The sequence below is a fragment of the Paucibacter sp. JuS9 genome (assembly GCF_044043925.2).
Classification (GTDB): Bacteria; Pseudomonadota; Gammaproteobacteria; order Burkholderiales; family Burkholderiaceae_C; genus JAUASW01.
Map to the genome: position 1 here is coordinate 4,195,136 of NZ_CP194172.1, position 22,653 is coordinate 4,217,788.

General features: G+C 66.5%; 19 protein-coding genes. 4 read left to right on the top strand and 15 right to left on the bottom strand.

The annotated features are described in order from the left end of the window. Window positions 1-3 precede the first annotated feature (3 nt). Entirely contained in the window at window positions 4-1,002 is a 999-nt protein-coding gene (locus tag ABT392_RS18670) for a glucokinase (protein WP_464970839.1), read from the bottom strand. A gap of 278 nt (window positions 1,003-1,280) precedes the next feature. On the opposite strand from ABT392_RS18670, the gene ABT392_RS18675 reads away from it, so the two are divergent. The 3 genes from ABT392_RS18675 to ABT392_RS18685 are packed head-to-tail and all read left to right on the top strand — an operon-like array spanning window position 1,281 to window position 4,805. Further along, a complete protein-coding gene (locus ABT392_RS18675) occupies window positions 1,281-2,621 on the top strand; it encodes a glycoside hydrolase family 30 protein (protein WP_334279630.1) in 1,341 nt (446 codons plus the stop codon). Continuing rightward, window positions 2,618-3,883, top strand: a complete 1,266-nt coding sequence (locus ABT392_RS18680) for an ABC transporter substrate-binding protein (RefSeq protein WP_334279631.1) — start codon at window positions 2,618-2,620, stop codon at window positions 3,881-3,883. The genes ABT392_RS18675 and ABT392_RS18680 overlap by 4 nt, the downstream gene beginning before the upstream one ends. Window positions 3,884-3,911: 28 nt before the next feature. Beyond that, window positions 3,912-4,805, top strand: coding sequence for a glycoside hydrolase family 16 protein (locus tag ABT392_RS18685; RefSeq protein WP_334279632.1), 894 nt, complete (start codon window positions 3,912-3,914; stop codon window positions 4,803-4,805). Window positions 4,806-4,827: 22 nt separating this feature from the next. Here the strand turns inward: ABT392_RS18685 and ABT392_RS18690 are convergent, their stop codons facing one another. The 12 genes from ABT392_RS18690 to ABT392_RS18745 all read right to left on the bottom strand — a co-directional run bounded on the left by ABT392_RS18690 (window position 4,828) and on the right by ABT392_RS18745 (window position 19,218). Beyond that, window positions 4,828-5,634, bottom strand: coding sequence for a polysaccharide deacetylase family protein (locus ABT392_RS18690; protein ID WP_334279633.1), 807 nt, complete (start codon window positions 5,632-5,634; stop codon window positions 4,828-4,830). A 6-nt stretch (window positions 5,635-5,640) separates the two neighbouring features. Beyond that, window positions 5,641-7,146: a tryptophan halogenase family protein gene (locus ABT392_RS18695; protein WP_334279634.1), complete on the bottom strand. Its 1,506-nt coding sequence runs from the start codon at window positions 7,144-7,146 to the stop codon at window positions 5,641-5,643. 115 nt (window positions 7,147-7,261) lie between these two features. After that, a complete protein-coding gene (locus tag ABT392_RS18700; RefSeq protein WP_334279635.1) occupies window positions 7,262-10,153 on the bottom strand; it encodes a TonB-dependent receptor in 2,892 nt (963 codons plus the stop codon). A gap of 213 nt (window positions 10,154-10,366) precedes the next feature. Beyond that, the gene (locus tag ABT392_RS18705) at window positions 10,367-11,419 is read right to left on the bottom strand and encodes an ABC transporter ATP-binding protein (protein ID WP_395384964.1); all 1,053 of its coding nucleotides are present in this window, start codon (window positions 11,417-11,419) and stop codon (window positions 10,367-10,369) included. Between the two features lie 17 nt (window positions 11,420-11,436). Next, the gene (locus tag ABT392_RS18710) at window positions 11,437-12,783 is read right to left on the bottom strand and encodes a GH1 family beta-glucosidase (RefSeq protein WP_395384963.1); all 1,347 of its coding nucleotides are present in this window, start codon (window positions 12,781-12,783) and stop codon (window positions 11,437-11,439) included. 22 nt (window positions 12,784-12,805) lie between these two features. After that, window positions 12,806-13,651, bottom strand: a complete 846-nt coding sequence (locus tag ABT392_RS18715) for a carbohydrate ABC transporter permease (RefSeq protein ID WP_334279638.1) — start codon at window positions 13,649-13,651, stop codon at window positions 12,806-12,808. A 5-nt stretch (window positions 13,652-13,656) separates the two neighbouring features. Beyond that, entirely contained in the window at window positions 13,657-14,577 is a 921-nt protein-coding gene (locus ABT392_RS18720) for a carbohydrate ABC transporter permease (RefSeq protein ID WP_334279639.1), read from the bottom strand. 12 nt (window positions 14,578-14,589) lie between these two features. Then, window positions 14,590-15,867 carry an ABC transporter substrate-binding protein gene (locus ABT392_RS18725; RefSeq protein ID WP_334279640.1) on the bottom strand — a complete coding sequence of 426 codons (1,278 nt, stop codon included), beginning with the start codon at window positions 15,865-15,867 and terminating at the stop codon, window positions 14,590-14,592. Window positions 15,868-16,035: 168 nt separating this feature from the next. After that, on the bottom strand, window positions 16,036-17,091 hold the full coding sequence (locus ABT392_RS18730) for a LacI family DNA-binding transcriptional regulator (RefSeq protein WP_334279641.1): 1,056 nt from the start codon (window positions 17,089-17,091) through the stop codon (window positions 16,036-16,038). Between the two features lie 129 nt (window positions 17,092-17,220). Next, window positions 17,221-18,312, bottom strand: a complete 1,092-nt coding sequence (locus ABT392_RS18735) for a rhodanese-like domain-containing protein (protein WP_334279737.1) — start codon at window positions 18,310-18,312, stop codon at window positions 17,221-17,223. Window positions 18,313-18,334: 22 nt separating this feature from the next. Next, entirely contained in the window at window positions 18,335-18,763 is a 429-nt protein-coding gene (locus ABT392_RS18740; RefSeq protein WP_395384962.1) for a DUF6691 family protein, read from the bottom strand. A 14-nt stretch (window positions 18,764-18,777) separates the two neighbouring features. Then, window positions 18,778-19,218 (bottom strand): YeeE/YedE family protein, encoded by a 441-nt coding sequence (locus ABT392_RS18745; protein WP_334279643.1) that lies wholly within the window; start codon window positions 19,216-19,218, stop codon window positions 18,778-18,780. 66 nt (window positions 19,219-19,284) lie between these two features. Between ABT392_RS18745 and ABT392_RS18750 the strand changes: the two genes are divergently transcribed. After that, window positions 19,285-20,976 (top strand): helix-turn-helix domain-containing protein, encoded by a 1,692-nt coding sequence (locus ABT392_RS18750; protein ID WP_395384961.1) that lies wholly within the window; start codon window positions 19,285-19,287, stop codon window positions 20,974-20,976. Between the two features lie 9 nt (window positions 20,977-20,985). On the opposite strand, the gene ABT392_RS18755 is transcribed toward ABT392_RS18750, so the two are convergent. Beyond that, a complete protein-coding gene (locus ABT392_RS18755) occupies window positions 20,986-21,870 on the bottom strand; it encodes an alpha/beta fold hydrolase (protein WP_395384960.1) in 885 nt (294 codons plus the stop codon). Beyond that, window positions 21,867-22,607 carry a substrate-binding periplasmic protein gene (locus tag ABT392_RS18760; protein ID WP_395384959.1) on the bottom strand — a complete coding sequence of 247 codons (741 nt, stop codon included), beginning with the start codon at window positions 22,605-22,607 and terminating at the stop codon, window positions 21,867-21,869. Before ABT392_RS18760 ends, ABT392_RS18755 begins: the two co-directional genes overlap by 4 nt. Window positions 22,608-22,653: the final 46 nt, after the last annotated feature.

A 22,653-nucleotide genomic window follows, 5' to 3' on the forward strand; every position in this document is an offset into this window, starting at 1 on the left:
GCGTCAGTGGTCGGGGCAGCGGTAGCGCTCGATCTCCAGGGCCCGCGAGGCGCCGATCAAGGCCGGCGAGACCGCCGCATTGATCAGGAGGCAAGGGATCTGTGCCAGGTAGCTCTGGAAGCGGCCCTTGCCCTCGAAGCGCTCGCGAAATCGCGAGGCCCGCAGCTCGGGCAAAAGGCGCGGCGCAATGCCGCCGCCGATATAGACACCACCACGCGCGCCCAGCGTCAAGGCCACATTGCCAGCGAAGCTGCCGAGGAAGCGGCAGAACAGGTCGATGGCTTCCTCGCAATGCGGGTCACCGGCCTGGCGCGCCTTTTCAACGATCTCGGACGGGTCCAGATGCGAGCCCACCTGCGCTGACAGCGCCGTCACCGCCTCATAGAGATTCACCAGGCCGGGTCCGGACAGCACGCGTTCGGCCGAAACATGACCAAAGCGCTTGCGCAGGTGCTCGATCACGGCGGCCTCGCGCTCATCGTTGGCCGCCAGCGTGCAGTGCCCGCCTTCGCCAGCCACCGGCAGATAGCCACCGCCAGGCGCCGGCAGAAGCCCTGAGACCCCAAGGCCAGTGCCCGGCCCGAGCACCGCCATCGCCTCACCCGTACTGGCCACACCGCCGCCGATGGGCAAGAGGTCCTGCGGGCCCAGCGCGGGCAGCGACAGCGCCAATGCGGTGAAGTCGTTCACCACCGCCAGCTGCTCGACGGCGAGCTCGCGCTTGAGTTGCGAGATCGAGAATGACCAGTGATGGTTGGTCATCTTCACCTCATCGCCGGTGACCGGATTGGCGATGCCGATGCCGCAGGCGCGCGGACCTTCTTGCTTGCCATGCTCGCTGAGATAACTCTGAATCGCAGCGGCCAGGGAACCATGATCGGCACAGCGGTAGCGGGCGATGTCGGTGAGCGGCGCACCGGGGCTGCTGGCCCAGGCCAATCGGGCATTGGTGCCGCCGATGTCGCCGAGAAGGCGCGGATAGGTCTGCTGAGCTTGAAGCATGGATGGTCCGGTTCGAATGCTGCTGGCATAGTATTGAAAGCGCTTTCACGAATCAAGCGCTGATTTACCCGAAGCGCTTGCTGCTTGATGGATACGCCATTGACCGCGACTCGTCGAGCCACTATTCTCGCGCCAAGAAAGCGCTTTCATAGATCGGGAAAATTCGACATGGAGCGCCCTGTTCAAGCATCTCGCGGACAGAACTCGCGAGCAACCTCTATCGCATGACTCAAGCAGCCGCTTCTTCAACAGCCCTTCTCCAATGGTTTCTCACTGCCATGGCGAGCGACGGCGCCGCGGCCCAGCGGCTCGCACCGCAGCATGAACTCCCTCTGCAGCCGGCCGCTGCACTGATGGCCAGCCCCGAGGCCGCTGGCCTGTCGCGGCTGATGGTCAACAGCGAGCGGCGCTTCCAGCGCATCGAGGGTTTCGGCGGCGCCTTCACCGAATCGGCAGCAAGCGTCTGGCAGCAGTTGCCGCCGGCTGAAGCCGATGCACTGCTGCGGGCGTACTTCGACAGCGCCGCCGGCCACGGCTACTCCTTGTGCCGGGTGCACATGAACAGCTGCGACTTCTCGCTGGGCAACTATGCGCATGCCGAGGTGCCGGGCGACGAAGCGCTGCTGCACTTCAACATCGACCGCGACCGCAGGGCGCTACTGCCGATGATCAAGGCGGCGCAGGCGGTGGCCAACCAGCCCATCCAGCTGCTGGTCTCGCCCTGGAGCCCGCCGCCCTGGATGAAGAGCAATGGCGAGATGAACAACGGCGGCAAGCTGCTGCCTCGGTACGCCAGCGCCTGGGCCCAGTGCTATGTGCGCTTCATCCAGGCCTACGAGGCCGAAGGCGTGCCGGTCTGGGGCGTCACGGTGCAGAACGAACCCGAGGCCGTGCAACGCTGGGATTCCTGCATCTACACAGCCGAGGAAGAGCGCGATTTCGTACGCGACCATCTGGGCCCGGCATTGCATGCCGCGGGCCTGGCGCGCGTGCGCATCATCATCTGGGATCACAACCGCGACCAGATGGTGCAGCGCGCCGATACGGTCTACGCCGACCCAGATGCCTCGCGCTATGTCTGGGGCTGCGGCTTCCACTGGTATGGCGAAGATCACTTCGACCATGTGCAGCTGGTGCACGACGCCTGGCCCGACAAGCAACTGCTGTTCACCGAAGGCTGCCAGGAAGGCGGACCGCATGTCGGCTCCCATGTGCCGGCCGAGCGCTACGCCCGCAACATCATCAACGACCTGAACCGCTGGACCGTCGGCTGGATCGACTGGAACCTGCTGCTCGATGAAACCGGCGGCCCCAACCATGTCGGCAATCTTTGCAGCGCACCCATGTTGGCGGACCGGGCAAGCGGTGACTTGATGCCGCAGAGCTCCTTCGACTATCTCGGCCATTTCGCCCGCTTCATCAAGCCTGGCGCCGAGCGCGTGCTGTGCGCGGCAAGCAAGCAGGACCTTGAGTGCACGGCCGCCGTGAACCCCAATGGTCGCGTGGCGCTGGTGGTGCTCAATCGCAGCGAGGTCGCGCACCGGTTTGTCCTGTGCGTGGATGGGCAAGCCTGCCTGGCCGAGCTGCCGCCACGCGCCATCGCCACGTTCCTGCGATGACAAGCGACTCGTCGATCAGCCGCCGCGCGCTGCTGGCCAGTGCCCTGCCACTCGCAGCGTCAGCCCATGCCAGCGAGGGGCAGACGCTGACCATCGCGGCCTTTCCGCTGGTCGACGAGATCGTCCGCGCTGCCATCCCCGCGTGGCAGAAGCGGCATCCCGAGGTGGAGCTGCGCATCCTGAGCCGCCAGTACAGCGACCATCACACGGCGATGACCACGGCCTTGTCCACTGCCGTGGCGCTGCCCGATGTGATGGCGCTCGAGTCCAGCTTCGTCGGCCGCTTCGCGCAGGGCGGCGGGCTGGAAGATCTGCGGCAGGCACCCTACGGCGTGGAGCGCTTCCGCGAACGCCTGGTGCCCTTTGCCTACGACCAGGCCATCGCCCGCAACGGCGCCGTGGTGGCGATGCCGGCGGACATCGGCCCCGGCACCTTGATCTACCGCCACGACATCCTCGCCAAGGCCGGTGTGCAGGAGGCCGAGCTGACCGGCAAGTGGGAAGACTATGTCGCGGCTGGCGCGCGCATCAAGGCCCGCACCGGCGCCTACCTGATCGCGCATGTGCAGGAGATCAAGGACATCATCATCCGCGGCGGCCTGAACGCGGGCGAAGGCCTGTACTTCGACACGCAATCGCGTGTGCTGGTGAACTCGCCACGCTTCGAGCGCGCCTTCGAGATCGCGCTGCTCGCCCGCAGGCAGGGCCTCGATGCGCGCGTCTCGGCCTGGTCGAACGACTGGGCAGAAGGCTTCAAGCGCGGGCGCCTGGCCACTGAGCTCTCGGGTGCATGGGTCGTGGGCCAGCTCAACAGCTTCATCGCACCCAGCACCAGCGGCCTGTGGCGCGCGGCACCCTTGCCCGAGAACGGCGCGGCGGCCTATGGCGGCGCCTTCTACGCGATGCCGCGCCGCGCGGCGCCCGAACGCAAGGCGCTGGCCTGGGAGTTCATGCAGCTGATGACGCTGGACCCTCGCTTGCAATTGCAGGCCTTCAAGGACTACGACGCATTCCCCGCGCTGCTGTCCACGCATGAGGACCCCTTCTTCGACCAGCCGCTGCCCTTTCTCGGCGGCCAGCGGGCACGCCAGCTCTGGCGCGAGGCGGCACGGCGCATCACGGCCTTGCCGGTGCACAAGCAGAACCAGTTCGCCGAAGAGGTGGTGCAGACCGAGCTCGACAAGGTCCTGCTCCGCGACAAGCCGATACGCGCGGCGCTGGCCGATGCAGAACAGCTGCTGCAGCGAAGAGCGCTGCGCTGAGAACACAATCAACTGGAGACAAGAAGACATGAACTCGAGAATTTCCCAACGCTGGCGCTGGGCGCCCCTGCTCGCAGCCTTGAGCCTGTGCGCCTGTGGTGGCGCAGGCGGTGCTTCGGGCGGGTCAACGCCAGCACCGACGCCCACACCCACGCCCACGCCGCCCGGCGACACCCTGGGCATTCCGGCGGGCTATCAATTGGTCTGGTCCGACGAGTTCGATGTCGCCGGCCTGCCTGACACGAGCAAGTGGGCCTACGACGTCGGCATGAACAAGCAGGGCTGGCACAACAACGAGAAGCAGTACTACAGCGGCCCGCGCGCGCAGAACGCCGAGCAGCGCGGCGGCAACCTGGTCATTACTGCGCGCAAGGAGCAGATGAGCTCCGCCGCGGATTGGGGCGGCCAGAGCTACACCTCGACACGCCTGATCACCGCCGGCAAGGCCGACTGGACTTACGGCTATTTCGAGATCCGCGCCAAGCTGCCCTGCGGCAAGGGCACCTGGCCGGCGATCTGGATGCTGGGCAGCACCGGCGGCTGGCCGGCCGGCGGCGAGCTGGACATCATGGAGCAGGTCGGCAGCAACCCGACCCGCGTCTTCTCGACCACGCACACCACCTCGGGCAGCGGCGGCAATGGCTCGGGCGCAGCCACGGTGGTGGCCGACCCCTGCACGGCTTTCCATACCTACCAGATGGAGTGGAACGCACAGCAGATCCGCTTCGGCATCGATGGCAAGAGCCACTTCACCTACAAGAACGCCGGCACGGGCAAGGCGCAGTGGCCGTTCGACGCGCCGCAGTTCCTGATCCTCAACATCGCCATCGGCGGCGACCTGGGCGGGCCCATCGACGATGCGATCTTCCCGGTGACCATGGAGGTCGACTACGTGCGGGTGTACCAGGCGCCCAAGCAGTGATGAACCAGCGCGGCGGCTGCCTTCAGCGGCCGCGCTGCGCTTTCACGTGGCGCATGATGTTGACGAAGCTGTCGACCCAGAAGCGCTCGGGATGGCGCGCCAGATGGCGCAGCAAGGCTTCGTGCGCCTGCTTCGAGACGCTCAGGTGATCACCCCCGACGCCATGGAAAGTCAGGCTCACCATGGTGCCACGCGCGGCGGCCTGCTCCACCAACGCAATCAGCTGCTCCCCGCTGGCCGCGGCCGGGTCTGCCGTCTCCACGTCTTCAGGATCGAGGGTCGCCATGTCCTGGACCACTCCGCCGCCGCGCGACTTGATACCGACAAAGACGCCACGCACCAAGGGCAGGTAGGGCTGACCTGCAGCGAGCAGGTCGCCACAAGGCACGGTGAAGGTGCGCTCGCTGCGGCCATCAATCGCCTGCAGGAAAACATTGGCCAGCAGCAGCTCTTCCCGCTGCGCTGCGGGGCTGATCTTGTCCAGATCGTGGTGCAGCGGCACCCAGTCACGCCCCGGCCCGCTGCGCGAGCAGGGGTGGTAGAGCGTGTGGTTGCCGAGCTCGTGGCCGCGCGCGGCGGCGGTCCGCCACTCGGGCAGGCGCTTGGCCACGGCCTCACTCGCCATCGTCAGGTAGAACGTGGCCTTCAGCCCATGGGCGTCGAGTGCCGGCAGGGCATGGTCTAGCTGGGAATTCAGTGCGTCGTCATAGGACAGGCTGACGGCCGCCTTCGCGCCTTTCGGCCAAGTGAAGGGCTTGCCTGAATCAGCCGCGGCGGGCTGCGCGGCCAGCGTCGCTGCGATGAAGAGCCCGAGGCAGCCGGAGCGCATCACGCCTCAATCCAGCGTGGCCGCGCAATGCCTGGCAATGAACTCGGCATGAGCCGGCATCGCATTCGCGCACTTGGCGACCACCTGGCGCACATTGTTCACATGCGCCAGTACTTCTTCTTCAGACGGCTGATCGGCAAACGGGTGGTGGCCACGCGGCATCAGGCCCTGGCCGACCATCACCTGGATCCAGCTTGTCTCCACAAACAGTTCCACGCCATCACGGTAGGTGCGGCCGTTGGCGGCGAACAGGTCCATCTTGCGCTGCAGGCCCTCCGGAATTTCCATCGTCCGGCAGTAGTTCCAGAACGGCGAATCGTCGCGGCGTGTCAGCTTGTAGTGCAGGATCAGGAAGTCGCGGATGCGCTCGAACTCGACGCTGGTCAGGGCGTTGTATTCGGCGATGTCCGCCGGCTCGAAACCCTGGCGCGGGAAGAAGTCGAGGATGCGCGCCACCGACATGTGGATCAGGTGGATGCTGGTCGACTCCAGAGGCTCCAGGAAGCCGCTGGACAAGCCCACGGCCACGCAGTTGCGGTCCCAGAATTTCTTCGCGCGGCCGGTGCGGAACGAGAGATGGCGCGGCGCGGCGGTGGCGGCCCCATCCAGGTTGTTCATCAGAATGGACTCGGCCTCTTGCTTGTCCATGTACTGGCTGCTGTAGACATGGCCATTGCCGATGCGGTGCTGCAGCGGGATGCGCCATTGCCAGCCCGCCGAATGCGCGGTGGAGCGCGTCATCGGCAAGAGTGGCGCGACCGATTCGCAGGGGACGGCGATGGCCCGGTCGCAAGGCAGCCACTGCGACCAGTCCTCGTAGCCGACCTGCAAGGACTGCTGGATCAGGAGGCCCCGCATGCCGGAGCAGTCGATGAAGAAGTCGCCGGCGACCCGCTCGCCGCTCTCCATCACCACCGCCTCGATGAAGCCATCGGCGTCGCGCAGCAGCACCTGCTGCACCTTGCCCTCGAGGCGCCTGACACCGCGCTGCTCGGCAAAGCCGCGCAGGAACTTGGCGTACAGGCCCGCATCGAAGTGATAGGCATGAGCAATGTCGCCCAGCGGCGAGCCGGCCATGTCGGCACGTGCCCGCATGAACTTGGCCTGGCGCGGTGCCACTGTGTTGATTGAGTATTCGCCGAGCGGCTCGGCCCGGCCCGCCTGGGCCGCACGCAACCAGAAGTGATAGAAGGGCAGCGCCTCGTCGGCGCCGCCGATCTTGCCGAAGCCGTGGATGTAGCGCTCACCGACCGCGCCCCAGTTCACGAACTCAATGCCCAGCTTGAAGCTGCCACGCGTCGCGCGCAGGAATTCGTCTTCGTCGATGCCCAGCGCCCGGTTGTACTCGGTGAGGTTCGGAATCGAGGCCTCGCCGACACCGATGATGCCGATCTCGTCGGACTCGATCAGCCGGATCGAATAGGTCGGGCCCAGCGCCTTGGCAAATGCAGCGGCCGTCATCCAGCCAGCCGTGCCGCCGCCGACGATGACGATGTTGCGGATGGTGTTCATGGACTTGATTCTCCGAGCTAAAAGAAAGGCCGGGCTGCTGATAAACCATCAGCAACACCGGCCAAGAGGAGACATTCATGGCCTGGCCGCCCGCACGCGACCAGGCTCCACCCCGTCAGAACTTGTAATTGACGCCCAGCAAGGTGGTGCGGCCGTAGTAGCGGATGTAGTTCGGCAGCAGCTGCGAAGCATCCGGCGCGTTGGCGCCCACCGACTTGCGATTCATCGTCGGCTTGTCACCCACATTGCCCATCTGCAGGAGGATGGACAGGCCCTTGTAGGCGCCCTCCTCGAACGCATAACCGAGCTGAATGTCGACCACCTTGTCGGCCGCCTGTTGCAGGGTCGTGTTGTTCAGGAAGATGTCGCGGGTCGTGGCCGTGAACGGCGAGCGGTAGCGCTGGCTGATACGGGCCGAGATGCCGTGGTCCTCATAGTAGAAGGTCACGCTGTTGGAGCGGCCGGAGAGGCCGTTCAGCGGCACATTGCGCTCGGTGCTGACCGTCGGGTCCGGGTTCTGGTCCTTGATCGAGCTGCTCAGCTTGGAGCCGCTGAACACGAGGCCGAAGCCGCTCAGGCTTGGGTGCAGCAGGCTGCCTTCCAGCGACGTGGCGAACTCGATGCCCTCGACCTTGCCGCCTGTACCGTTGAGCGGCTGGATCATCGGGGCGATGAGCTTGGGCGTCACGCCGACGGGCGGTGTGGACGGGAAGCCCACGGTGCTGACCGCTGTCAGCTGGTTGTAGATGTAGCTGAGCAGGTTCTTGCGGAAGGCTGCCATCGACACATAGCTGCGCTTGCCGAAGTAGCGCTCGACCGAGAGGTCGATGCCCGCTGCACGCCAGGGCTTCAGGGCCGGGTTGCCGGCATAAGCCGTTGTCCATTCGCCAGCATGCGGCGTACCGGCCGGGTCAAGCAGCACCGTCGGCGTGCTGGTGCCGGCGCGCATGTCGACGATGTTCGGGCGCACGATGGTCGTGGCCAGGCCGAAGCGGGCAATCCAGTTGTTCTTGAAGTCGAATACCAGGTTCAGGCTGGGCAGCGTGTCGGTGTAGCTGGTGCCGCCGGTGCGCTTGAACAGGAGCTTGGGATCGGGCTTCTCGTCTTCGCCGCGGTATTCCCAGCCCTGCGAATCCTGCTTGGCATGGACGACCTGCAGGCCGACATTGCCGCGCATGGAGATGCCGGCGAATTCGCTGTCGATGTCGAACTTGGCAAAGCCGGTGCTGACCTTCTCGTTGACGTTCGAGTTGTTGGCCACCCACTTGCTGAACTGCCCCTCTTCCAGGGTCACCGTGCCGCTGGCGACCAGTGCGGGCACATCAACGCGCAGCAACTGCGGAATGCCCGCCCAGCTCATGTCGAAGGGCGCGCGGACCACCGAGTTCGGTATCGTGCGGATGTAGTTGCCGCCCGAGTCCTTGGACATCAGGATGCGGTCTTCGTTCTTGGCCACGTCCTTGCCGCGCTGCGTGAAGTTGACGCCGCCGGTGAAGCCGCTGAAGAAGCCGTCCATCTCGCGCTTGAGCGCGAGGCGGATCGTCTTGATCTCGTCCTTGATTTCCGGATGGCGGATCGCGCCGATCCAGGCCTCGTTGGGCACCCAGTCCATGCCGGCCACGTCGCCGAAGGCGAGGTTGGCGGGGTTGGACAGATAGCCCGCCTGCACCGGCGTGAAGGTCTGCGGGTCGCCGTTGGTCGGCACGTTCCAGTTGTACGCGCCGAAGGTCCACTGCTTGCTGCCGTGGTTGTACGGGCCGCCGTAGGCCTCGACATAGCGCTCGTTGCGCTTGTCACGCGAGTAGCTCAGATCGGCCACGCCCTTCCACTTGTCGGCCAGCTTCAGCTCGGTGTTCCAGCCGACTGCGACGATGTCGTCGGTACGGCGGGTGTCCATATTGCCGATGTTGGCAACCAGCTGCGACGTGGTGGCGCTGGTGGCGTAGGTGTTCTGGCCGATCTGCGTGGTGCCGACATTGGACAGCGCAGGCGCGATGCCGGCCGACCAATTGCCGAACAGGCTCTGCGCAAACTTGCCGCCCACCTCATGCGTCTTGAACTTCGAGTAGTAGAGGTCCAGCTGGTTGTGCATGTCCTCGTTGGGCTTGTGCTCCAAGACGATCATCAGGCCGTCGCGCACGTTCTTCTTGGTTGCCGTGGTGGCGGTCCAGAACATCGGCAGCATGGCCTGGCCGGTGCCCACCTTGGAAGCCACATTGCCGGACAGCGGCAGGCCGAAGGGCGTGTAGTCGCCGTATTCGACCAGCTCGGTCTGCTTGGTCTGCGATGGCGAATCCAGGCGTGCAAAGCCGACCGCCAGGCCAATCGTGTTGTTGGCGAACTGGTCGACATAGGAGAAGCTGAAGCGCTTGCCGGTCTCGCTGGTCACGCCGGGCACCATGGTGCCGTTGGAGTTGCGTTCGCCGCGCAGGTTCACCGCCATCTGGCGGCCGCGCAGGTTCAGCGGGCTCAGGGTGCGGATGTCCACGGTGCCCGAGAGCCCCTGGCCGATCAGGCCGGCATCAGGCGTCTTGTAGACCGTGGCGGAGCCGGCCAGTTCAGACGGGAACTGGTCGAACTCGACCGCCCGGCTGTCATTGGAGCTGACCATCTCGCGGCCGTTCAGGAGCACGCCGGAGAACTCGGGCGACAGGCCGCGGATCGAGATCACGTTGACCCGGCCGTCCGGGCCCCGCTGGCCGGTCAGGCCGGGCAGGCGCGCCAGCGATTCGGCGATGCTGGCGTCGGGCAGCTTGCCCAGGTCTTCCGCCGAGATGACTTCGATGATGGAGTCGGACGTGCGCTTCTGCGCCACGGACGACTCGATGCTGCGACGGATACCCGTCACCACCACGGTTTCGATCTGCTTGACTTCGGGCGTCGTCGAGCTGGCCTGCTGGGCCTCGGCCGGCGCGGCCGCAATGAAAAGCAGGGCACAGGCGGCAGCCACGGGCTGGCGCTGCAAGCTGCGGCCATGCCGCAGGCGGTGATGGTGAGCGGGTTTCATATGTCTCCTTATCGTTTGATCAACTTGCTGGCTCTTGGTCCGTCTCTGGCGGTCGGACCGGTCATTCGCTAGGCAGGTATCAGCAGGGTGCAGCTTCGGTCGGCTGCATCATGAAAGCGCTTTCACAATTTAGCTGTTACGGACACCGAACTCATACTGATTAACCCTAGCGAGTGTTTTTGCGCCACAAAACGGGTGGCGCGACCGGGGAACTCAATGCAGGCCCTGGCCCGCGCTGTCGAAGCCCAGCGCGTGCTGGGCGTCGGCGGTGATGGCCACCGTGGCACCGCTCTGCAGCGCAGCACGGTCGGCCGGCAGCTTGGCGGTGAGCAGGGCATCCAGACCCTCGACACGCAGGTGGGCAATCAGCACGTCACCCAGGTATTCGGCCAGTACGACGGTGGCAGGCACGCCTTGCCCCGCCACCTGCAGATGCTCGGGACGAAGGCCGAGGCGCTGGGTCGACGGTCCGAAGGTCTCGCCACCCAGGTCGCGCCAGAGCTGCAGATGCGCGGCGCTGGCGCCTGCCGCGGGCCGGTCGATGAAATTGATGCGCGGCGCGCCGATGAAGCCGGCCACGAACTCGTTGGCAGGTCGCTGGTAGAGGTCGGTCGGGCTGCCAAGCTGCTCGATGCGGCCCTTGTTGAACACGGCGATGCGGTCGCCCATGGTCATGGCCTCGACCTGGTCGTGGGTCACGTAGATCATCGTCGTGCCCAATTGCTGGTGCAGCCGCGTGAGCTCGATGCGCATGTCCACGCGCAGGGCCGCATCCAGGTTGGACAGCGGCTCGTCGAACAGGAAGACCTTGGGCTTGCGCACGATGGCGCGGCCAATGGCCACGCGCTGGCGCTGGCCGCCCGAGAGCTCCTTCGGGTAGCGGGCCAGCAACTCGGTGATGCGCAGGATCTCCGCCGTCTTGCGCACCTGCTCTTCGCGGGCAGACTTGCCCACGCCGGCCATCTTCAGTGCAAAGCCCATGTTCTCGGCCACCGTCATGTGCGGGTAGAGCGCATAGCTCTGGAACACCATGGCGGCGCCCCGGTCTGCCGGGCGCAGCTCGTTGGCACGCTGGCCATCGATGGCGATCTCGCCACCACTGATCTCTTCCAGGCCGGCGATCATGCGCAGCGTCGTGGACTTGCCGCAGCCCGAGGGGCCGACAAAGACCATGAACTCGCCGTCGCGGATCTCGAGGTCCAGCCCCTGGATCACCTCGGTTTCGCCGTAGCGCTTGCGCAGGCCCCGCAGGGTCACTTGTCCCATTCTGCTTGTCCTTGTGATCAGCGCTGAGCCCGCTGTTGTTGCAGGAAGTCGCGGTACCAGCGTGCGCTGTCCTTGAGCGTGCGGGCCTGGGTCGCGTAGTCCACGTGGACGATGCCGAAGCGCTTCTCGTAGCCCGAGGCCCACTCGAAGTTGTCCATCAGGCTCCAGACCATGTAGCCGCCCATGCGCACGCCCTGCTTCATCGCTGCGTCGACTGCGGCAATATGGGTGGCGATGTAGCGGGTGCGGCCGGCGTCATGCACGCGGCCGTCGGCATTCAGTTCATCCTTGAAGGCACCGCCGTTCTCGGTGACGAAAAGCGGTGGCACCGGATAGTCGCGGTGCAGGCGCAGGAGCAGCTCGGTCAGGCCTTCCGGATAGACCTCCCAGCCCATGTCGGTCACTTCGCGGCCGCTGCTGCGCACGTCCCAGGGCTCGCCGGCGCTGATCACGGAACGCGAGTAGTAGTTGACGCCCAGAAAGTCCATCGGCGTGGTGATGACCTCCATGTCGCCGGGCTGCACCTGTGGTGCGTCGGCGCCGAGGTCGTCCAGCACGTCCTGCGGGTAGCGGCCCTTGAACAGCGGGTCCATGTACCAGCGAACGACGCGGCCATCGTCCAGCACGGCCTTCGCGCGGTCGGCCGCCGAGTCCGTTGCCACATGCATCGGCGAGAGATTGAGCACCAGCCCCAGTTGGGCCTTGCAGCCCTGTGCGCGCAAGGCCTGCAGTGCTAGGCCATGGCTCAGGAGCAGGTGGTGCGACACCTGGGCGGCAAGCTTGCGGTCCTTCAGGCCTGGCGCAAAGATGCCGACCTCATGGCCCAGCTGCGCCATCACCCAGGGCTCGTTGTGCGTGGCGATGGACACCACGCGGTCGCCCAGCCGCTCCGCCATGCCGCAGGCGTATTCGACAAAGCGATGCACCGTGTCGCGATTGCCCCAGCCGCCGCCGTCCTGCAGCGCCTGCGGCAGGTCCCAGTGGTTGAGCGTCAGGTAGGGCTTGATGCCCCGCGCCAGCAGGCCATCCACCAGCTTTTCGTAGAACGCGAGGCCCGCTTCGTTCCATTCACCGCTGCCTGTCGGGCGCACGCGCGGCCAGGAGACCGAGAAGCGATAGGCGTCGACGCCCAGGCCAGCAATCATGTCCAGGTCTTCTTCCCAGCGCTTGTAGTGCTCGCAGGCCACATCGCCGTTGCTCGCATCGGCGATGGCGCCGCTCTGGCGGCAGAAGCTGTCCCAGATCGACAGGCCCTTGCCATCAGCGGTGGAGGCGCCTTCGATCTGGAAGGCGCTGGTCGCGACGCCCCAGACAAAGTCGGTGGGGAAGGCCGCCTGCGCGGCCAATGGGTCGTAGTGGGTCATGGCATCAAGGTTCAGGAGAGGGCTACTTGACCGCGCCAACGGTCAGGCCCGAGATCAGCTGCTTGGAACACAGCACGAAGAGCACGATCAGCGGCAGCGTCGCCAGGGCAGAGCCGGCCATCAGCGCACCCCATTCGGTATCCACCGGGCTTTGCAGGCTGCGCAGCGCCAGTGGCAGCGTGTACATGTCGGGCGAGCGCATCACCACCAGCGGCCCGATGAAGTTGTTCCAGGAGGCGATGAAGGCAATCAGGCCCAAGGTGCCCAGCGCCGGCTTCAGGAGCGGCAGGACGATGCGGGCATAGATGCCCAGCTCGCTGCAGCCATCCATGCGCGCCGCCTCCACGAGCTCGCGCGGAATCGACGAGCTGACGAACTGGCGCATCAGGAAGATGCCGAAAGCACTCGCCGCGCCGGGAATGTAGAGCGCGCGCGGCTGGTCGATCCAGCCCAGCAGGTCCATGATCATGAAGCTGGGGATCATGTTCATGAAGCTGGGCAAGAGCATGGTGCCCATCACCAGCGCGAACAGCGCCTTCTTGTAGCGGAACTCGAACATCGCAAAGGCATAGCCGCCCATCGAGCAGAACAGGAGCGTGAGCGCCGTCGAGGCCAGGCCGACGTAGAGGCTCCAGCCCAGGTTGCGCCAGAAGGGCAGGCGCTTGGTCAGGATGGCGATGTTGTTCATCAGGTCGTCGCCGAACCACAGTGGCGGCGGCAGGCTGAAGATCTCGCTGCGCGAATGCGTGGCGAAGACGAACATGAAATAGAAGGGCGCCAGCATCAGCAAGGCGCCGATGCCAACGAGAACATAGGCGGCCCAAGGCGCCATGCGATTCACGCGCTGGGCTTGCATCGTGTGGTTCATGCCGATCAGCCTCCGCGGGGGCGGAAAGCCCGGTTGGTGGCCCAGGTGAGCAGGGCCACGACGATGAAGAGCAGCCACGACATCGCACTGGCCGCGCCGAAGTCGTTGAAATCGAAGGCGGTGCGGTAGAGGTAGACCGCCGTGCTCATGCCGGCCTGGTCAGAGCCGCCCTTGCCGCCGGTGAGGATGAAGGGCTCCTCGAACAGCTGCAGGCCGCCGATCACGCTCAAGGTCACACCGAAATAGATCATCGGCTTCAGGCTCGGCAGCGTGATGTAGAAGAACTGCTTGATACGGCTGGCGCCGTCCATGGTGGCGGCCTCGTACAGGTCGGGCGGTATGGTCTGCAGCGCGGCGAGGTAGAGCACGATGTTGAAGCCGACGTAGCGCCAGAACACGATCAGGGAAATGGCGGGCTTCAAGGCATCCGGATCATTCAGCCAGTCGACGGCATGCGCGGGCAGCAGCCAGCTGATGCCCGGTATTTCGCGCAGCACCGCCAGCACGATATTGATCAGGCCGTAGTCGGTCGAGAAGAGCGAGCTGAACAGGATGGCGATGGCCACGGACGAAGTGATGTAGGGCAGGAAGTAGGCACCGACCACCGGGTTGCGCCAGCGCTGAAAGGCAAGGTTGATGAAGCAGGCAAGCGCAATGGCGACCAGGTGCTGCGGCAGACCCGAGACCACGGCCAGCCAGCCGGTGTTCTGCAAGGATTTCCAGAACCATTCGTCCTGCAGCGCGAAAGCGAAGTTGTCAAAGCCCACGAAGTGCATCGCCGCCAGGCCGCTGGTCGGCTCCCAGCTCTGGAACGCGAGGTAGAGCGAGAAGCACAGCGGGAACAGGCCGAACACCAGGAACAGCAACAGGAACGGCGCCAGCAACAGGTACGGCGCGTGGCGGGGTGAGAGGCTGGGCAGTTTCATGACGTGCTCTTCTCAGCGACGGGCGCGCAGCTGCAGCAGGCGCTGCGCATCGGCCAGGGCCGTGGCAATGTCCTTGCCGCGCTCCAGCACCTTGTCGAGCTCGGTGTCGATTACCTCGCGGGCGAATGCATCCTGCTTGTGAACGCGAACGGCTTTCACATGGCTCGCCGCCTCGCGCCAATCGCGGCGCGCGGTCTGGCCACCGAGGAAGGCGATAGGCTCGTCAAGGAAGGGGTCGGCATGTGTTTCCAGCAATGCCGGGAACGCGTCCTGCGATTTGAACGCGGCGAGCTGCTGCTGGCGGTCCATCGTCATCATCTGAATGAACTCCCACGCCAGGGCTCGATTCGCCTGTTCCCCTTGGCGCGGCATCGCGAAGAAGGTGCCGCCATAGGCGGCGAAGGCACCTTCCGGCAATTGCGCTGCGCGCCACATGCCGCGCGTGCTCGGCGCCAGCCAGTTGTTCAGGTGACCGGCCAGCCAGGCGCCGGAGATCTGCGTGGCGATGCCTCCGCGCTTGAAGCCTTCGGCCCAGTCGGAGGACCAGGCCGTCACGCGCGCATCGAGCTGCTGGCGGCGCACCGCGCGGGCCAGCTCGAAGGAGCGCACGAATCGCGGCGAGGTGACCAAGGGCTTCGAGTCCTTGTCGAAGTAGATGCCCTCGCCCGGCTGGATGCCGGTGCGTATCAGGATGTCCTTCATGTCACGTGCATGGGCCATCAGGTAGGCACCCGTGGCAGCCTTGAGCTTCACGCCAGCCTGCACATAGCCTTCCCAGCTGCGCGTGATGTCGGCCTCGGTCAGGCCCGCCTTGGCCAGCAGGTCCTGGCGATAGAGCAAGGTGCCTGGGCCGATGTCGGTGGGCACGGCCAGCACGGCGCCGGTGGGCGTGCTGGCCTGCTGGAACGCATAGGGCACGAAGCGCGACTCGAAGCGGCGCACGTCATAGGGCGCAGGCGTCAGGTCCAGCAGACCTGCGCCCTGCGCAAAGCGGCCGAGGTAGCCTACTTCGAGCGCCATCACGTCCGGCAGATGGACGGCCGTGGAGAGCGCCGTGATCATGGCCGTGTGATGGTCATTGAGCTCGCGGCTCACCACCTTCACCTCGACGTCGGGATGCAGCCGCTTCCAGGCCGGCAGCGCGGCACGCACGATCTCGTCCACCGCCGGGAACGCGGCGACGGTGAGCGTGCGCTGGGCTGCCGCCGGAGCGGCCAGCGCAAGACCCAGGCTCAAACCCAGGCCACAGCGCAGAGAAGCGCTCCACAAACTCCTGACCACCAACCTCATGCCTTGTCTCCGGCGTGTCGCAGCAAGTCCTGCCCTGGGGCAGAGTCTGCAGGATCACGACTCTATGTCTTCTTTATGAAAGCGCTTTCATAATAGGTCGCAGCGGTTCGGGGTGTCAATCGAGGGTAAATGCCGAGCTGTTGCGCAAGCCGCGACAGCGGCCCGGCTTCAGGGCTGCAGCGGGCGCGCCGAAGAGCGCACGATCAATCGCGGCTCGGGCAGCACGGCTGTGGGCTTTTGCCCGGCCAGCATCTGCAGGAGCGACTGCGCCGCCAGCCGACCCAGTTCATGGGCGGCCTGGTGGATGGTGGTCAGCGGCGGCACCGAGTGCGCGGCGCCGGCCAGGTCGTCGAAGCCGACCAGCGAGACGTCCTCCGGCACGCGCAGGCCGCGCCGGTAGAGCGCCAGCGAGGCGCCGAATGCCATCTGGTCATTGGCCGCAAAGATTGCGGTGAAAGGCTCGCGGCTGTCGATCAGCCGCTCCACCGCCATCAGGCCGCTCTCTTCATGGAACTTGCCCGGCAGCACCAGACTCGCCTTGTAGCGAACGCCGGCTGCTTCAAGCGCCGCGCGGTAGCCACGCAGGCGCTCCTGTGCATCGGGGTGCACCGGGTCGCCGGCGATGAAGGCGATCTGTCGGTGGCCCAGGCTCAGCAGGTGATGCGTGGCCAGGCGCGCGCCTTCGAAGTCATTGAAGTCCAGCGAATACAGGCCCGGCGCCTTGATGCTGCGGCCGGTCACCACCACTGGCTGTTCCTTGGCCAGCTTGCGCAGGGCTTCGTCGCTCAGGCGGCCGGTCAGCACGATGATGCCGTCCACGCGGCGCGAGCGCAGCACGTCGATGCAGCGCTGCTCTTCCTTGGCATTCCAGTGGCCGCTGACGAACAGCGGGCTGTAGCCCACCTGGCTCAGCTCTTCCTCGATGCCGCGCAGGGCTACGCCGTAGAACGGGCTGTCGATGGCCTGCGTCACAACACCGGCGCTGAGCGTGCGCCCGCCCGCGAGGCCGCGAGCAATCGGATTGGGCACGAAGCCCAGCTCGGCAATCGCCCGGTCCACCGCGTCGCGCTTTTCCTGGCTCACCACGGCCGTGCCATTGAGGATGCGTGACACCGTGCTCGGCGAAACCCCGCAAGCCTCGGCCACCATGCCCAGCGTCACCTTCGCGCCCGAGGCTTTCGCTGCAGCGGCAATGGACTTGGTGGCGCTCTTGGGGCTCTTCATTGGCTGATGCTGCTCGGCTGCTCGGTAGTAGGGCGGCCTAGTTTAGGGGCAAGTCCGGATCGCACAGCTCAGGCACCATTGGGCTGCTCAACGTGGCGACCGCTTCACGCGGATCAGCATCCACGCCCCTCACTCCAGGCCATCCTCCACCGGCAGCTGCTCCGCACGCCAGCGCAGCATGCCGCCGGTGAGGTTGGCCACACGGCTGAGGCCGGCCTTGCGCAAAAGAACGGTGGCTTGCGCCGAGCGTGCGCCGGAGCGGCAGATGGCCACCAGCGGCCGCTCGCGGTCGAGCTCGCCCATGCGTGCCGCCAGCTCTTTCAGTGGTAGCAGCTTGGCGCCAGGAATGTGGCCCAGCGCGTCGCTGAACTCCTGCGGCTCACGCACATCGAGCAGCTGGATCTGCTGCTGATTCGTGGCATCGGCCAGGCGCTCGGCCAGCACGCCCGGCTGGATTTCCCAGATGCCGCTGAAGGCCAGAGTCAGCGGCGCCCAGTGGCCTTCGTCATCGGCCAGCGCCGTGCCGCCCTCGGGCTGGCCGCAGCGCAGGTTGGCGGGCACGGCGATGTCCATCAGCTTCGGATGCGGCAAGCCCAGGTGGTTCATGTAGCCGGTGAAGTCACCTTCGTTCACATCACCACCCAGGCGCGGGTTGTAGCGGCGCTCCTCGGCCACGCTGGTCACGGTCAGGCCACGGTAGTCATGGCCCGGATAGAGCAGGCAGGTCGCCGGCAGCGACAGCAATTGCTCATGCACCGAGCGGTAGAGCAGGCCCGGGCTGCCCTGCTGGAAGTCGGTGCGGCCGCAGCCGCGTATCAAGAGTGCATCACCGGTGAAGGCCATGCTCTGGTCGTCCAGCACATAGCTGAGGCAACCGCTGGTGTGGCCCGGTGTGGCGCGAACCTCCAGGTAGCGCTTGCCGAAGCCCACCCTGTCGCCATGGCGCAGCAGCCGGTCGGCCCCGCTGGCGCCTGCTGCTTCCGACAAGAGGATCTGGCTGCCGCTGCGCTCCTTCAGGAGCCAGGCGCCGGTCACATGGTCGGCATGCACATGGGTGTCCAGTGTGGCCACCAGGCGCAGGCCCAGCTCGCGCAGCAGTGCCAGGTCGCGGCGCTCATGCTCGAACACCGGGTCGATGATGAGCGCTTCGCCGGAGGCACTGTCACCCAGCAGGTAGGTGTAGGTGGACGAAGTCGGGTCGAAGAGTTGGCGAAAGATCAGCATGGCAGGGCTCCATCGCGCCTCAGGCACGCGGCTTGGCAATCACGAAGTCGTACAGAAACATGCCGGCCAGCATGGCGGGCACGAAGACCAGCGCCGGGCCGAAACCCACGCTCAAGGCCACCACGGCCGGGCCCGGGCACAGGCCGGCAATGCCCCAGCCGGCACCGAACAGCAGGCCGCCACCCAGCAGCTTGGCATCGATGTGGGTGGCCGTGGGCAGCTCGATCCGTTCGCCGGTCCAGGAAAGGCTGCGGCGCCTGGCGACCGCATAGGCGACGAGGCCCACGCCAATGGCCCCTGCCATCACCAGCGCGAGGCTCGGATCCCAGGCGCCCAACGGGTCGAGAAAATTCTTGACCTTGGCCGGGTTGCTCATGCCGCTGGCGATCAGGCCATGGCCGAAGATCAGGCCGCTGGCGAAGGCGAGCGCGAAGCGTTTCGTGTTCATGCGGATGCCCCTCCTCAAAGCAAGTGCCTCAGCACGAAGACGGTGGCAAAACCTGCCCCCATGAAGGTCAGCACATTGGCCAACGAACGCAGCGAAAGCCGGCTCAGCCCGCAGACCCCATGGCCGCTGGTGCAGCCGTTGCCCATTCGCACACCGATGCCGACGAGCAAGCCGGCCAGCACCAGGCCGAGCGTGCCGACATCGATGCTGGCCGCCGGCAGCTCTGCAAAGACCCGCCACAACCAGGGCGCGGCAATGAGGCCTGCCAGAAAGGCGAGGCGCGTGCCTTCGCCACTGAGGCTACCTTTGCGCAGCGCTTGCAAGGGGCCCGCCAGAATGCCGGCGATGCCGGCCACGCGGCCGTTGCCCAGCAAGTAGATCGCAGCGGCCAGCCCGATCAGGCTGCCGCCGATCAGCGCATGCACAGGGGTGAACTGAGTCCAGGCAATATTCATGGAGATAGGGCTCCTCGGGATGACCGGCGGCGCATCTTAGCCCCGGCCCTCCCTACAATTTATGCCATGCCGCTGTACCCGCCGAACCCGGACCTGCCCTTGCTGGAAGCTCGCCTGGGCAAGGCCTCAGCCGGCGAGCGGCCGGGTGCGCTGGCCGCGCTGGCCTGGGCCCTGCGTCAACGTGACAGCGCACGCGCCCAGGGCCTGATCGATGAAGCCCAGGCCCTGCTGGACGGGCAGGCGGCGCCGGCATCGCCGGCGTCCCAGCGCCTGCGCATCCGCCTGGCCTTGAGCGCCAGCGAGATTGCCGCCCTGCTGTGCAATTTCGAAGTGGCCGAGGAGCGGCTCGCCCTGGCGCGCGCCTTGCTGGCCGAGCAGCCCGACCCGCTGGCCAGTGGCGATGCGCTGCTGGCCGAAGCCGCCGTGGCCAAGGCCCGCGGCCAGCGTGAGCGCGAGCTGGAAGCCTACAGCCGTGCCGCTGCCGTCTATGCCGAGGCCCGCCTGCTGGAGCGGCAGGCCCAGGCCGAGGCCTGGGTGGCCTACGAGAACACATTCAGCGAGCCCAAGGCGGCCACGGCGCCCGCGCTGCCCGCCGACCCGGCCTGCGACGCCTTGTGGAGCGCGGCCCGTGGCCTACGGCTGTCGCGGCGCGAGCCCGCCGAGGCGGCCTCGCTCTTTCTGCATGCCAGCGAACAGGCCCAGCGCGTGGGCATGTTGCGCCTGGCGATGATCTGCGTGATCAACGCGGGCACGGCCTTGCAAGGACTCGGCGAAGTGGACGATGCCGTGGCCTGCTTCGACCTCGCGGAGCGCGTGGCCCACCAGACCGGCTGGCCCGCCTTGCTGGGCGCCAGCCAGACGCGCCTGGCGGCGCTGTTCAATGAGCTGGGCCGCGAGGAAGAGGCCCATGCCCTCGCCGGCGCTGCGCTGCGCTCGCTGGCCGCCACGCCGGGCGGCATCAACCGCGCGAATGCCTGTTCGGAACTCTCGCGCAGCCTGCTGCTGCTGGGCCGGGGCGTGGAGGCCGTGCCGCCGATGGCCGAGGCGATCCGCATGTACCGTGAGGCCCGCTCGACCGACAACCTGGCGCTGTGCCTGATCCACCAGGGCCGGGCGCTCGCCGCAGCGGGTCAGCCCGAGGCGGCGCTGCTGGCGGTCGAGGAATGCCAGGCGCTGATCCAGGCGCATGGCTTCAGCACGCTGCAGGTCGCCCTTTACGAGGCGCTGGCCGAGATCCACCGCCGCCATGTGTTGCCGCCACCGGCCGGCCTGATCGCCACGACGCCGGCATTGCATTACGCGCAAGCCGCCCTGCACGAGGGTTTCAAGATCGCGGGCTGGAAGCCACCCGCCCACCTCTATGCGCTGCTGGCCGAGGACTGCGCCGCCGCAAAGGATTGGGCCTCTGCCTACGGACACGCGCGCCGGGCCATCGAGCTGATGCAGGTGCGTCCACCGAGCACGCCGATGCGCAGCCTGCCCACCAGCGATGCCGCGGGCCTGTGGCGCCCGGCCTTCGCCATGCCGCTCGTGGAGGGCGACAAGAGCATGGCGCTGCAACTGACGCCCAAGGAGCGCGAGGTGCTGCAGCTGCTGGCCTTGAACTACTCGAACAAGGAAATCGCCACCGCCTTGTCGATAGGCGACGAGACGGTCAAATGGCATCTGAAGAAGGTCTACGCCAAGCTCGACGCCGGTTCGCGCAAGCATGCGGTCACCCGGGCGCGGGCTCTGGGTCTGATCGACGTCCGCGCCTGAGCGCTGCGATCAGAGGCCGGCGACGCCGGCAATGCCAGCCACGAAGCGCGGCCACAGCGGCTCGGGCAGATCGTGGCCCATGCCGTCGACCAGGTCCAGCGTCGAGCCGGCGATGCGGCGCTGCAGGTCGGGGGCGGCGGCCGGCGGCACCAGCGGGTCGGCCTTGCCGTGGATGATGTGGGTGGGTGCGCGGATCTGGCTCACGAGCTTGGCGCGCTGGCTGTCTGCCACCACGGCGGCCAGCTGCCGGGCCACGCCGCGCGGGTGGTGGCTGCGCTTCACCTGGCATGCCACGCGCTCGCGCAGCTCGGCCGGTTCGGCCGGGTAGGCCGGGCTGCCAATCAGTCGGTAGATGCCCAGCAGGTGGTCGACCACGCAGTCGACGTCGTTTGGCCTCGCCGGTCGGGACAGCAGGGCCGCGCGCAATTTCAGCGAAGGCCCGGGCAGCCGCCGCGCGCCGCTCGTGGTCATCATCAAGCTGAGGCTCCTGACGCGCTCCGGCGCGAGCAGTGCCAGGTGTTGCGCAATCATGCCGCCCATCGAGGCGCCCAGCACATGGCACTCGCGCACTTGCAGCGCATCGAGCAGACCCAGCGCATCGCGCGCCATGTCCTGCAGCATGTAGGCCGGCTGCGGCGTTGGCAGGTGCAGTGCATAAAGCATTGCGGCCAGGCCGAGATTGGGCAGGCCCTGCTCGTCCAGATGGCTGGACAGGCCGATGTCCCGATTGTCGAAGCGGATGACGCGAAAACCACGCGCGATCAGCTGCTGAACCAGACCATCGGGCCAGGCGGTCAACTGCATGCCCAGGCCCATTATCATCAGCAGCGGCTGGCCATTGCGCGGGCCTTCGTCTATCACTTCGAACTGCAGGCCGTTGCTGGCGAGTTTCATGGGCGGGGTTCCGATGCAGCGGGTTGAGCGAGTTTGACGATTGGCAGGTAGGCGGCCGAGATGCGCTCCAGCACGCCCTCGCGGCGTATGCGCGAGAGGCCTGCGTTGAACTGCTCGCACAGCGCCAAGTCCTTGAAGGCCACGCGGTAGGCCACCGGCTTGAACAAGGGCATGAAGTCCACCGGGAAGGGCCTCTCCTTGAAGCGGCTCTCGGCCAGGCGCTTGAGCTGGTGTTCAAAGATGTGGCGCTCCGCCACGATCACGTCGGCCTGGCCGCCGAACAGCATGCGCAGCTGCGAGAGCTGGTCGGCCTGCTCCATATAGCGCGGGTTGTTCTTGACGGTGGCGGCGTACTCCGGCCCCAGGTGATGGGTGGCCAGCTGGTAGGCCACGACACGCAGCTCGGCCAGGTCGGTCAGGCGCAGTCCCTTGGGGTAGCGGCCCTTGGGCGTGATCGCGAAGTCCTGGTAGTGGATGTAGACATCCGAGAAGCAGGCATCGGGCCCATCCTGCGGCGAGAGCGTGGCGGCGGCTTCCACTTCGCCGTTGCGCAATGCAAGCATCTTGCGGGCGGAGGGCATGAAGACCGGCCGGACCGTGTGGCCCACGGCCTGCAGGGCGGCCCGGATGATGTCGACCTCGATGCCGGTGCCGTCCTGCGCATCGGCAAAAGGCGCTACCGAATGGCCAAAAGCCACGCGCACCTCCGCCGCCTGAGCCGGCAGGACCAGCAGCAAACCCAAAAGCCCTGCGCACAAACCCCGCATCGGCACCTCCCGTGCT

What these genes read in the sequence shown, in the direction of transcription:
- ABT392_RS18670 (WP_464970839.1), bottom strand. Translation starts at nt 1,002, where the DNA reads ATGCTTCAAGCTCAGCAGACCTATCCGCGCCTTCTCGGCGACATCGGC.
- ABT392_RS18675 (WP_334279630.1), top strand. Translation starts at nt 1,281, where the DNA reads ATGGCGAGCGACGGCGCCGCGGCCCAGCGGCTCGCACCGCAGCATGAA.
- ABT392_RS18680 (WP_334279631.1), top strand. Translation starts at nt 2,618, where the DNA reads ATGACAAGCGACTCGTCGATCAGCCGCCGCGCGCTGCTGGCCAGTGCC.
- ABT392_RS18685 (WP_334279632.1), top strand. Translation starts at nt 3,912, where the DNA reads ATGAACTCGAGAATTTCCCAACGCTGGCGCTGGGCGCCCCTGCTCGCA.
- ABT392_RS18690 (WP_334279633.1), bottom strand. Translation starts at nt 5,634, where the DNA reads ATGCGCTCCGGCTGCCTCGGGCTCTTCATCGCAGCGACGCTGGCCGCG.
- ABT392_RS18695 (WP_334279634.1), bottom strand. Translation starts at nt 7,146, where the DNA reads ATGAACACCATCCGCAACATCGTCATCGTCGGCGGCGGCACGGCTGGC.
- ABT392_RS18700 (WP_334279635.1), bottom strand. Translation starts at nt 10,153, where the DNA reads ATGAAACCCGCTCACCATCACCGCCTGCGGCATGGCCGCAGCTTGCAG.
- ABT392_RS18705 (WP_395384964.1), bottom strand. Translation starts at nt 11,419, where the DNA reads ATGGGACAAGTGACCCTGCGGGGCCTGCGCAAGCGCTACGGCGAAACC.
- ABT392_RS18710 (WP_395384963.1), bottom strand. Translation starts at nt 12,783, where the DNA reads ATGACCCACTACGACCCATTGGCCGCGCAGGCGGCCTTCCCCACCGAC.
- ABT392_RS18715 (WP_334279638.1), bottom strand. Translation starts at nt 13,651, where the DNA reads ATGAACCACACGATGCAAGCCCAGCGCGTGAATCGCATGGCGCCTTGG.
- ABT392_RS18720 (WP_334279639.1), bottom strand. Translation starts at nt 14,577, where the DNA reads ATGAAACTGCCCAGCCTCTCACCCCGCCACGCGCCGTACCTGTTGCTG.
- ABT392_RS18725 (WP_334279640.1), bottom strand. Translation starts at nt 15,867, where the DNA reads ATGAGGTTGGTGGTCAGGAGTTTGTGGAGCGCTTCTCTGCGCTGTGGC.
- ABT392_RS18730 (WP_334279641.1), bottom strand. Translation starts at nt 17,091, where the DNA reads ATGAAGAGCCCCAAGAGCGCCACCAAGTCCATTGCCGCTGCAGCGAAA.
- ABT392_RS18740 (WP_395384962.1), bottom strand. Translation starts at nt 18,763, where the DNA reads ATGAACACGAAACGCTTCGCGCTCGCCTTCGCCAGCGGCCTGATCTTC.
- ABT392_RS18745 (WP_334279643.1), bottom strand. Translation starts at nt 19,218, where the DNA reads ATGAATATTGCCTGGACTCAGTTCACCCCTGTGCATGCGCTGATCGGC.
- ABT392_RS18750 (WP_395384961.1), top strand. Translation starts at nt 19,285, where the DNA reads ATGCCGCTGTACCCGCCGAACCCGGACCTGCCCTTGCTGGAAGCTCGC.
- ABT392_RS18755 (WP_395384960.1), bottom strand. Translation starts at nt 21,870, where the DNA reads ATGAAACTCGCCAGCAACGGCCTGCAGTTCGAAGTGATAGACGAAGGC.